This window comes from Limnofasciculus baicalensis BBK-W-15 (genome assembly GCF_024178385.1).
Taxonomy (GTDB): Bacteria; Cyanobacteriota; Cyanobacteriia; order Cyanobacteriales; family Coleofasciculaceae; genus Limnofasciculus; species Limnofasciculus baicalensis.
In genome coordinates, this window is the sequence record NZ_JAMZMM010000533.1 from 1 (window position 1) to 3,063 (window position 3,063).

General features: G+C 43.1%; 3 protein-coding genes. All 3 read left to right on the top strand.

Annotated features, from left to right (window positions below):
• Nucleotides 1–231 precede the first annotated feature (231 nt).
• A complete protein-coding gene (cpeB, locus tag NJ959_RS27755; RefSeq protein ID WP_254014998.1) occupies nucleotides 232–786 on the top strand; it encodes a phycoerythrin subunit beta in 555 nt (184 codons plus the stop codon).
• A gap of 103 nt (nucleotides 787–889) precedes the next feature.
• Entirely contained in the window at nucleotides 890–1,384 is a 495-nt protein-coding gene (gene cpeA, locus NJ959_RS27760) for a C-phycoerythrin subunit alpha (RefSeq protein ID WP_254014999.1), read from the top strand.
• Nucleotides 1,385–1,754: 370 nt separating this feature from the next.
• Nucleotides 1,755–3,017 carry a C-phycoerythrin alpha-cysteine-82 phycoerythrobilin lyase CpeY gene (gene cpeY / locus NJ959_RS27765; RefSeq protein WP_254015000.1) on the top strand — a complete coding sequence of 421 codons (1,263 nt, stop codon included), beginning with the start codon at nucleotides 1,755–1,757 and terminating at the stop codon, nucleotides 3,015–3,017.
• Nucleotides 3,018–3,063: the final 46 nt, after the last annotated feature.

A 3,063-nucleotide genomic window follows, 5' to 3' on the forward strand; every position in this document is an offset into this window, starting at 1 on the left:
GGGATAAGGGGGAGACTTAAAACTCAAAACTCAAAACTCAAAACTCAAAACTCAAAACTCTCCTCACTCCCCTCTTCCCATACTTTTTGGTAGATTTGTTACAGATTATTACTTTGTTTTTAATAAAAGAGACTGAGGTAACCGCGATCTTCTATCTTCAATATCGGTTGGTTAACTGTGGTTGACAAGCCAAACAGTAAGAGTTTGTTTATTTAGATTAAGGAGAGCTAAATGCTTGACGCATTTTCTAAAGCCGTAGTAACGGCAGATGCCAGCACCTCTGTTGTAAGCGACATTTCTGCTCTAAGAGCTTTCGTTGCTTCTGGAAACCGTCGTTTGGATGCAGTAAACGCGATCGCTTCCAACGCTAGCTGCATGGTTTCTGATGCAGTAGCTGGTATGATCTGCGAAAACCAAGGCTTGATCCAAGCTGGTGGTAACTGCTATCCTAACCGTCGTATGGCAGCTTGCTTACGCGATGGCGAAATCATCCTCCGCTATGTCACCTACGCACTGTTAGCTGGCGATGCTTCCGTTCTTGACGATCGCTGCTTAAACGGTTTGAAAGAAACCTACGCTGCTTTGGGCGTGCCTACCACCTCCACAGTCCGTGCCGTTCAAATCATGAAGGCTCAAGCTGCTGCTCACATCTCCGACACCCCTAGCGAAGCTCGCGCTGGTGCAAAACTCCGTAAAATGGGAACCCCTGTTGTAGAAGATCGCTGCGCTAGCTTAGTTGCTGAAGCAAGCAGCTATTTCGATCGCGTTATTTCTGCTCTCAGCTAATCGATTGTCACTCATTGGTCATCCGTTAAATAGATGACAGATGATTCATGACAATTACTCCTCATTTTTAAGCAATTCATCACATCCATTCTGGAGATCAAAAATGAAATCAGTTGTTACTACGGTTATTGCCGCTGCTGATGCAGCAGGTCGTTTCCCCAGCACCTCTGACTTAGAGTCAGTTCAAGGTTCTATCCAACGTGCTGCTGCTCGTTTAGAAGCTGCTGAAAAGCTAGCTCACAACCTAGACGCAGTAGCTCAAGAAGCTTATGATGCTTGCATCAAAAAGTATCCTTACCTGAACAACGCTGGTGAAGCCAACTCCACCGATACCTACAAAGCCAAGTGCGCTCGTGACATCAAACACTACATGCGCTTAATCCAATACTGCCTAGTTGTTGGCGGTACTGGTCCTTTGGATGAGTGGGGTATTGCTGGTGGACGTGAAGTCTATCGCGCTTTAGGCTTACCTACCGCTCCTTACGTTGCTGCTCTAAGCTTTGCTCGCAACCGTGGCTGCACTCCTCGCGATATGTCTGCTCAAGCTTTATCTGAGTACAATACTCTTCTAGACTACGCAATCAACTCTCTATCATAGTTGATTTCTCCAAGTCTAATTACTGATCGAACTTAGGTTCTTCAGTCCTGGGGATTCTTCGTACAGTACTTTGCCGATTAAGGTTAAGTATTGGACTGGGAATCCCTAGGTTTATCTTATTGGTTGTTGGTTATATCGAATCTGTTGGCATTGGTATAATATCTTTTTTTTAACGCAAAGGTACGCAAAGGGGAACGCAAAGGTACGCAAAGGTTTTTGTACTACTTGATATAATAGAGAAACTAATTAAATTGATTCAATTCTCCGTAATATGGGTGGATTGCACTTAGCGTACAAACCGCTATAATAAGTGTGACAGGCAAGATGCCTGTTCTACGACAATTAATAAATAATAACTAATAAATAAATTATGGATAAGCGCTTTGCTAACCTTTTCGGATTAACAGAAGAAGAATCTATTGCCCTATTAGATACTCCTGAAGATAAGTTGGCGGAAGATGACTCTCGCTATGTGGCGGCGGCTCAATTGGCAAGCTTTGCTACAGAACAATCTATTGATGCCCTGATTAGAGCTATACATAATAACGATCCCTCACTGAATAACCGGATTACGCGACGGAAATCAGTTGAATCATTGGGAAAGTTACAGGTAAATCGAGCATTGCCTGCCATCCGTACCTGTTTGGCAGATGATGATTGTTATACTGTGGAAAATGCTGTTTGGGCTATTGGTGAAATTGGTACTGAAGATCTAGATATTCTTGAAGAAATTGCTAAATTACTGGAAAAACCGGGACAAAGCTATCGGGTAATTATCCATACGTTGAGAAAGTTTGATTATAAGCCTGGATTGGAAAGGATTCGTAAATTTCTAGATGATGATGATGCACCAATAGCAAGTGCAGCTAATGCGGCGGTATATCAGTTTACGGGGGATGATACCTACATTGAGAAGGTAATGGGTTTCCTTCAGGATTCTAATGTTTATGGGCGGCGGTTATCGATTCAAGATTTAGTAGATGTAAAGTATTACAAGGCTATCGATCGAATATCCCAATGTCCAGTATCGGTTGTATTTCGCCTCCGGGGTATTCGTTTGCTAGGAGAAGCTGGTATTCCTGTTGGTGCTATCGCTTTTTCTGATATTCAACCGTCTTTGGAGGCAGTAATATACGATCGTCCGAAGACTCTAAAATTAGTACATGAATACGATCAAATTCCTACCTTAGAATTCGCGATTAAAGAACTTTATGAAGTAGATTTTGGGCGTTGTTATCTGGCGACGAAAACTATATTAGAATCTTATGCTGATACCGCAGGGCAAGCTCTAATGGCAACTTATGCAGCGGAAGCTTGCAATGACTATGGGGCAAACTACCATGTCATCAAAGCGTTGGGTTGGATTAAATATGCTCCAGCCTACGATTTATTCATTGAGGCGTTGCACAATACCCAACCTCAGTTTCAGAAATCCCGTGCCGCCGCTGCGATCGCACTGGGCGAATTGGGGGATAATCGTGCTATTGGCGATCTGAAAGTTAGCTTGGAAACTAAAATTTGGGATCTGAAATATGCGGCTCTTTTATCACTAGCTCGTTTTGGTGATAATTCTGGAAGAGATATTGCTGCAAAAGATACTGATTGGTTAATTCAAGCTAAAGCTAACAGTTAATGGCGTAATAAACAACGGGGAGTGGGGAGTGGGGAGTGGGGAGTAG

Bases quoted from the DNA above. Each gene is read 5' to 3' on its own strand.
- cpeB (WP_254014998.1), top strand. From the start codon at position 232: ATGCTTGACGCATTTTCTAAAGCCGTAGTAACGGCAGATGCCAGCACC.
- cpeA (WP_254014999.1), top strand. From the start codon at position 890: ATGAAATCAGTTGTTACTACGGTTATTGCCGCTGCTGATGCAGCAGGT.
- cpeY (WP_254015000.1), top strand. From the start codon at position 1,755: ATGGATAAGCGCTTTGCTAACCTTTTCGGATTAACAGAAGAAGAATCT.